The 6,370-nt window shown below is 66.7% G+C and carries 6 protein-coding genes; 2 read left to right on the forward strand and 4 right to left on the reverse strand.

The genetic code is table 11. The features are described from left to right. Positions 1–3 precede the first annotated feature (3 nt). The 4 genes from AD72_RS22580 to AD72_RS22595 form a co-directional block, all read right to left on the reverse strand. Complete coding sequence (locus tag AD72_RS22580) at positions 4–795, reverse strand: ABC transporter permease (protein WP_425480779.1); 792 nt, start codon at positions 793–795, stop codon at positions 4–6. Between the two features lie 155 nt (positions 796–950). Beyond that, entirely contained in the window at positions 951–2,156 is a 1,206-nt protein-coding gene (locus AD72_RS22585) for an ABC transporter substrate-binding protein (RefSeq protein ID WP_031468559.1), read from the reverse strand. Further along, positions 2,156–3,259, reverse strand: a complete 1,104-nt coding sequence (locus AD72_RS22590) for an ABC transporter ATP-binding protein (protein WP_051898894.1) — start codon at positions 3,257–3,259, stop codon at positions 2,156–2,158. The genes AD72_RS22585 and AD72_RS22590 overlap by 1 nt, the downstream gene beginning before the upstream one ends. A 13-nt stretch (positions 3,260–3,272) precedes the next feature. After that, positions 3,273–4,697: a gamma-aminobutyraldehyde dehydrogenase gene (locus AD72_RS22595; RefSeq protein WP_082469101.1), complete on the reverse strand. Its 1,425-nt coding sequence runs from the start codon at positions 4,695–4,697 to the stop codon at positions 3,273–3,275. A 136-nt stretch (positions 4,698–4,833) separates the two neighbouring features. On the opposite strand from AD72_RS22595, the gene AD72_RS22600 reads away from it, so the two are divergent. Together AD72_RS22600 and AD72_RS22605 are read left to right on the forward strand one after the other, a co-directional pair. Next, the gene (locus tag AD72_RS22600; protein WP_031468562.1) at positions 4,834–5,565 is read left to right on the forward strand and encodes a FadR/GntR family transcriptional regulator; all 732 of its coding nucleotides are present in this window, start codon (positions 4,834–4,836) and stop codon (positions 5,563–5,565) included. Positions 5,566–5,656: 91 nt separating this feature from the next. Further along, the gene (locus AD72_RS22605; RefSeq protein ID WP_156365329.1) at positions 5,657–6,337 is read left to right on the forward strand and encodes a cache domain-containing protein; all 681 of its coding nucleotides are present in this window, start codon (positions 5,657–5,659) and stop codon (positions 6,335–6,337) included. Positions 6,338–6,370: the final 33 nt, after the last annotated feature.

Here is a 6,370-nt window from a genome sequence, read left to right on the forward strand (position 1 = left end):
GTCTCACAGATTGTCGAGCGCACCGGTGCGGCGCACGGCGAACAGGTAGAGCAGGATGATCACCACGGGGATGGTGGCCACGGTCGCGGCGAACGGAAGATTGTTCGCGGCACCGACATTGGCGTAGACGACGTTGCCGAGCATCTGCGAGGTCCCGCCGACGATCTGCACCGCGATGTAGTCCCCGAGGGACAGCGAGAAGGTGAAGATCGAACCGGCGATCACCGAGGGGAACACCATCGGGAAGATCACCGAGCGGAAGGTGCGGCAGCCGCGCGCGCCGAGGTCCGTGGAGGCCTCGATCAGGGACTGTGGCAGCTGTCCGAGCCCGGCGTACACCGGAAGGATCATGTACGGCAGCCACAGATAGGAAAGCGTGATCAGGGTGGCCGTGACGCCGTAACCGGGACTGTCCAGTCCGAACGGATGCAGCAGCCAGCCGATGAGCCCGTTCGGCGCCAGCATGGTGCGCCAGGCGTAGGCCTTCACCAGATAGCTCGCCCACAGCGGGGTGAGGATCGCGATCACCAGGATCCGTTGCGCGCGAACGGATGCGTAGCGCGCCATGTAGTAGGCCATGGGGAAGGCGATCAGCGCGTCGATGAGGGTCACCCCGACGGCGACACCGAGCGTGCGAAAGGTGATCGAGCGATAGACCCCGTCGGAGAACAGGCTGACGAAGTTGTCCACGTTCCAGTCGCGGACGGTCTCCCCGGTGAAGCTGTCGGTCGTCCAGAACGCGGAGACGAACAGGGCGGCGAGCGCGGCGAGATAGGCGAGGCCGAGCCAGAGCATGGGCAGCGAGAGCAGCCCGGCGAGGCGGAGCCGGGGCCGTGCGTAGCCGAAGCTGGAGATCCGGTCGGCGAATCGGGTGCGTTGTGCGGTGTTCGTAGTCATCGGTTCGACCGGGGTGGAGCGGCCTCGACCGCTCCACCCCGTCCCTCCTCAGGTCAGCCCTTGATCTCGGTCCAGGCCTTGGTCCAGTCGCTGTAGTCCTTGCACTTGACGTCCGTGCGCCCGTCGAGGCACTGCTCGATCGGGGTCGTCCAGTACTGGATCTTGTTCGCGAAATCGGCGTCCTTGGCGTGATAGGTGTCGCAGACCGTCTTGTCCTCGGCGACATCGCAGGCCTTCGCGTTCGCCGGAGCCTCACCGAAGTAGTCGGCGACCTGTGCCTGCACCTGCGGTCCGGTGATGTAGTTCATCCACTTGTAGGAGCAGTTCTTGTGCTTGGACTTGCTGGACAGCATCCAGGTGTCCGACCAGCCGGTCGCCCCTTCCTTGGGCAGCACATCGGCGATCGGGGCGCCGTTCTTCTTCGCGGTGTTCACCATGACCTGCCATGCGGTTCCCACATGGGCGTTGCCACTGGAGAAGGACTGCACTTCCTTGAGGTAGTCCGACCAGTACTCGACGACGTTCGGCCGCTGTTTCTTGAGCAGGTCGACGGCCGCGTTGAACTGTTTGTCGTCCAGGGCGTACGGGTTCTTGATGCCGAGTTCCGGTTTGTGCGCCTTGAGATAGAGCGCCGCGTCCGCGATGTGGATGGGGGAGTCGTAGCCCTCGATCTTGCCCTTGTACGGCGAATTCTCGCCGAACATCACGTCCCAGGAATCGGGCGCGGGCTTCACTTTGTCCGTGCGGTAGGTGAGCATATTGGCGCCCCAGCCGTGCGGGATGCCGTAGGAGGTTCCCTTGACGCTGTTCCAGGCACGGTTCTTCAGGAACGGCTGGATATCGGCGTAGTTGGGCACCAGTTTGGTGTTGATCGGCTCCACATCCCCGGAGGCGATCAGCCGCAGCGAGGCGTCCCCGGAGGCGGAGACCACGTCGTACTGACCGGACTTGAGCAGGTTGACCGCCTCGTCCGAGGTGCCGAAGGTCTTCACGTTGACCTGGCAGCCGGTCTCCTTCTCGAACGGGCCGACCCAGTTGATCTTGGGATCATTGGAGCCGTTCTCCGCGTATCCGGGCCAGGCGAGCACGTTCACCTGTCCTTCGCCCGCGCCGAGTTGTTTCATGGCCTCGAGTTTGGGTGGATTGAGACCGTTACCGCCCTTGCTTTCCCCGGCGTTTCCGCTCGTTCCGCAGGCGGTCAGGGCGACCCCGAGGGAGAGAAGCCCGGCGATGGCGCCGAGTTTTCCTGGTTTGCGCATCATTTTCCTCCGGTTGTTGACTCATTCGTGGTGGAGCTGGCGATCCGGAAGTTGTGTTCGCACGCCCAGCTCAGGCGGACTCGGTCGGCGGTCCGCGGTCCGGCGTTCGTGGCGCCGTCGTTCTGCCGGAGCGCGGAGAGCGTGCCACCGGCGTCCAGCTCGACCACGTATCTGGTCGAGGGACCGGTGAACACGACCTCGCGCAGCACACCCGGTGCGGTGAACTCGTCCGGCGCGGCCGGGGTTCCGAGCTCGGTGTCGAGCCGGATTTTCTCCGGCCGGACGCTGAAAGTGGCGCGTTCGCCGACGATCTGTTCGGCGGCGGCCGGTTCGAGCAGATTCGAGGTACCGACGAAACCGGCGACGAACGCGCTCCCCGGTGCCTCGTAGATCTCCGCGGGGGTGCCGATCTGCTCGATGTTCCCCTCGTTGATCACCGCGATCCGGTCGCTCATGGTCAGCGCTTCCTCCTGATCATGGGTGACGAACACGAAGGTGATCCCGACCTCGCGCTGCAGCTGTTTGAGTTCCAGTTGCATCGCGGTGCGCAGCTTGAGATCGAGCGCGCCGAGCGGTTCGTCCAGCAGCAGCACCTTGGGACGGTTGACGAGTGCGCGGGCCAGGGCGATGCGCTGACGCTGCCCTCCGGAGAGTTGATTCGGTTTGCGGTCCGCGTAGTCCCCGAGCCGGACGGTGTCCAGCGCCTCCCGCGCGCGGTCGAGGCGTTCGCCCTTGGGAACCCGGCGCACCCGCAGCCCGTAGGCGATGTTCTCCAGCACGGTCATGTGCGGGAAGAGCGCGTAATCCTGGAAGACCGTGTGCACATCCCGCTGGAACGGGGCGAGCCCGGTGACATCCTTGCCGTCCAGGGTGATCGTGCCGCCGCTGGGCTGTTCGAACCCCGCGATCATGCGCAGGATCGTGGTCTTGCCCGAACCCGATGGGCCGAGCATGGCGAAGAACTCCCCGTCGGCGATGTCCATATCCACCCCGGCCACGGCCCGCGCGGTCCCGAAGGATTTGCGCAGCCCGCGTAACCGGATGGCCGGAGGGCGTTCCTCTCGTTGTGCCGCAATGGTTTGCGTTTCCGCCGCCACGGACATCGGCGCCTGCCCTTCATTCCTCGATGTTGCTCATCACGTGCTTGATGCGGGTGTAGTCCTCGAGCCCGTAGGCGGAGAGGTCCTTGCCGTAGCCGGAGTGCTTGAATCCGCCGTGCGGCATCTCCCCGACGAGCGGGATGTGCGCGTTGATCCACACCGTCCCGAAATCCAGCCGTCTCGCCGCGCGCATGGCGGTACCGTGATCGCGGGTCCACACGCTCGAAGCGAGCGCGTACTCGACGTCGTTGGCCAGCCGCAGCGCCTCGGCCTCGGTATCGAATCGCTGCACCGTCAGCACCGGGCCGAACACCTCCTCGCGCACGATCTCGTCCTCCTGCCGGACACCCGAGATCACCGTCGGCGCGTAGAAGAACCCTTGACTGCCAACGCGTTCGCCGCCGGTATGCACCCTCGCGTGGTCCGGCAGCCGGTCCACGAACCCGGCGACCCTCGCGAACTGCGCCGCGTTGTTGAGCGGCCCGTAGAGCACGTCCTCGTCCGGGTTCCCGGTGCGGGTCGCCGCAGCCTGTCCGGTCAGCGCGGCGAGGAATTCCTCGTAGACACCGGACTGCACCAGGATCCGGGTGGCCGCGGTGCAGTCCTGACCGGCGTTGAAGAACCCAGCCTCGGCGATCCCGGCCGTGGCCTTGGCCAGATCGGCGTCCTCGAACACGAGCACCGGGGCCTTCCCGCCCAGTTCAAGATGCACCCGCTTGAGGTCCTCCGCGGCGGTGCGCGCCACCTCCATGCCCGCGCGCACCGATCCGGTGATCGAAACCATCGCCGGGAGCGGATGCTCGGCGAGCGCGCGGCCGGTTTCCCGGTCCCCGCACACCACGTTGAGCACCCCGGGCGGGAGGTGCTCGGCGGCGAGCTCGGCGAGCAGCAGTGTGCTCGCCGGCGTCGTCTCGGCGGGTTTGAGCACCACGGTGTTGCCCGCGGCCAGTGCAGGCGCGATCTTCCAGATCGCCATCAGCAGCGGGTAGTTCCACGGAGTGATCTGCGCGCACACCCCGATCGGCTCGCGGCGCACGAAGGAGGTGTGCCCGGCGAGGTATTCCGTGGCTGCCTTGCCCTCGAGCAGGCGCGCTGCTCCGGCGAAGAACCGCAGCTGCTCGAGCATCATCGGGATCTCCTCGGACCGGATGAGCGCGAGCGGTTTGCCCGTGTTCTCCGATTCGACGCGGATGATCTCCTCGGCCCGGGACTCGATGGCCTCGGCGAGCCGCAGCAGCGCCAGCTGGCGCTGCGCCGGAGTGGTCGCCGACCAGGACTCGAACGCGGCCCCGGCAGCGTCGACCGCGTCCGCGACATCCTCGGGCCCGGAGAGCGGCGCGGTGGCGTTCACACCTTCGCGTACCGGGTCGATCAGCTCGGTGCACCTGCCCGAACGTGCCTGCCTCGCTTCGCCGTACACGAAGTTGCTGAGCTGCCGCACGAGAGCTCCTTTGCTCATCCGTAGTCGTTCGCCTGCCGAGAGTGCTAAAACCTATGGGATTATATGTCAAAGTTCAAGAGTTTCGGGCAGAATTCTCGTCAGAGTGCGTGCGGTGGATCGAGTGACGGGTGCCTTGATGACGGAGAGCGCGGCGCGTTCGGCGGTGTTCGCACCGCTCGAACAGCGGGGTAGAGCCGAAACGGTGGCCAAGCGGCTGACCGATGCGATCAGCCTCGGGCTGCTCGAGGACGGGGAGCAGTTACCGAGCGAGTCGGAGCTGGCCGCGAGGTTCGGCGTGTCGACGGTGACGATTCGCGAGGCCTTGACGGCGCTGCGGCAGCAGGAACTCGTCGAGACGCGGCGCGGCCGTGGCGGGGGCAGTTTCGTGCGCACTCCTGCGGACCGCGCCAAGGCCACCGTGCGGGCACGGCTGCGCGAGATGACCCTGGCCGAGATCCGCGATATCGGGGACGAGTATTCGGCCATCGCGGGCACCGCGGCGCGGCTCGCCGCCGAACGGGCCTCCGCCGAGGACATCGCCAGGATCGGCACCAGTGTCGATGAGCTCGGTTCGGGCGAATCGGGCGTGCAGCGGGCAGAGCGGACCTTTCACCTCGAGGTGGCCGCCTCGGGGCAGTCACCCCGGCTGACCCAGCTGGAGGTGCGGCTGCAGGGGGAGTTCGGTGCGCTGCTGTGGCTGCCGACGAGCGAGCAGGGGGCACTTCGCGCGGCACGCGAGGCGCACACGGCCATCGCCGCGGCGATCGCCGATGCGGACGGACCGCGGGCGCGGGAGTTGACCGAGAAACACGTACTCGAAGCGATCGAACAGCTCGCGGAACTACACATGCGGCTCTCCACGACGTAAGGTGCCTTCGTCGGAGCGATTACCACCTGGAGCACCGGTGTTACAGATGCCAACGTTGACCGTAACCAGCGTCGCGGATGAGGTGACGGCGATGCTGGAGCGCATCTTCGCCGCGCTCGGCACGCTGCGCACCAGCGTCGAACAGGTCTATGCCGAGCGCACCGGCACCGGGGCGTTCCCCGGGGTCGCCGATCTGGAGGCCCTGCGCGGCCAGATCATCGGGATGCTCGGCACCGAGCGCGGGCTCGTGGTCGGCTGCGGGTTCATCACCGATGTCGGCATGCTCGCCGACCGGCCCCGCTGGCTGGAGTGGTGGAAGGGCGAGGTGCCCAACGATCCGGTGCGGCTGCAGGTCAGCCTCGACCCGACCAGCGAGGAATTCCTCGACTACACCCGCCAGCCCTGGTTCAGCACGCCGCGCAGTACCGGGCAGCGGCACGTGACCGGGCCCTACGTGGATTATCTGTGCACCGACGAGTACTCGCTCACGTTCACGCTCCCGGTGCATGACGGGGACCAGTTCGTCGGTGTCGTCGGTTCGGATGTGTACGTGCGCGGGCTCGAGCGGGTGCTGATGCCGCTGCTGCGTTCTCTCGGCGGGCGGATCGCGCTCGTCAACGCGCACGGCAGGGTGGTCGTGTCCACTTCGGTCCGCCAGGTGACCGGTTCCCTGGTGCGTTCCCCGGATGTGGTGCAGCTATGGGAGAACGGCGCGGGCGGCCCGCTCTACCACTGCGGGCAGCTTCCGCTCGCCCTGCTGGAATTGCCGTAGCCCGCCGGAAATGCTTTAGAGATGGTTTCAAAA

The organism is Sciscionella sediminilitoris (genome assembly GCF_000737195.2).
GTDB lineage: Bacteria > Actinomycetota > Actinomycetes > Mycobacteriales > Pseudonocardiaceae > Sciscionella > Sciscionella sediminilitoris.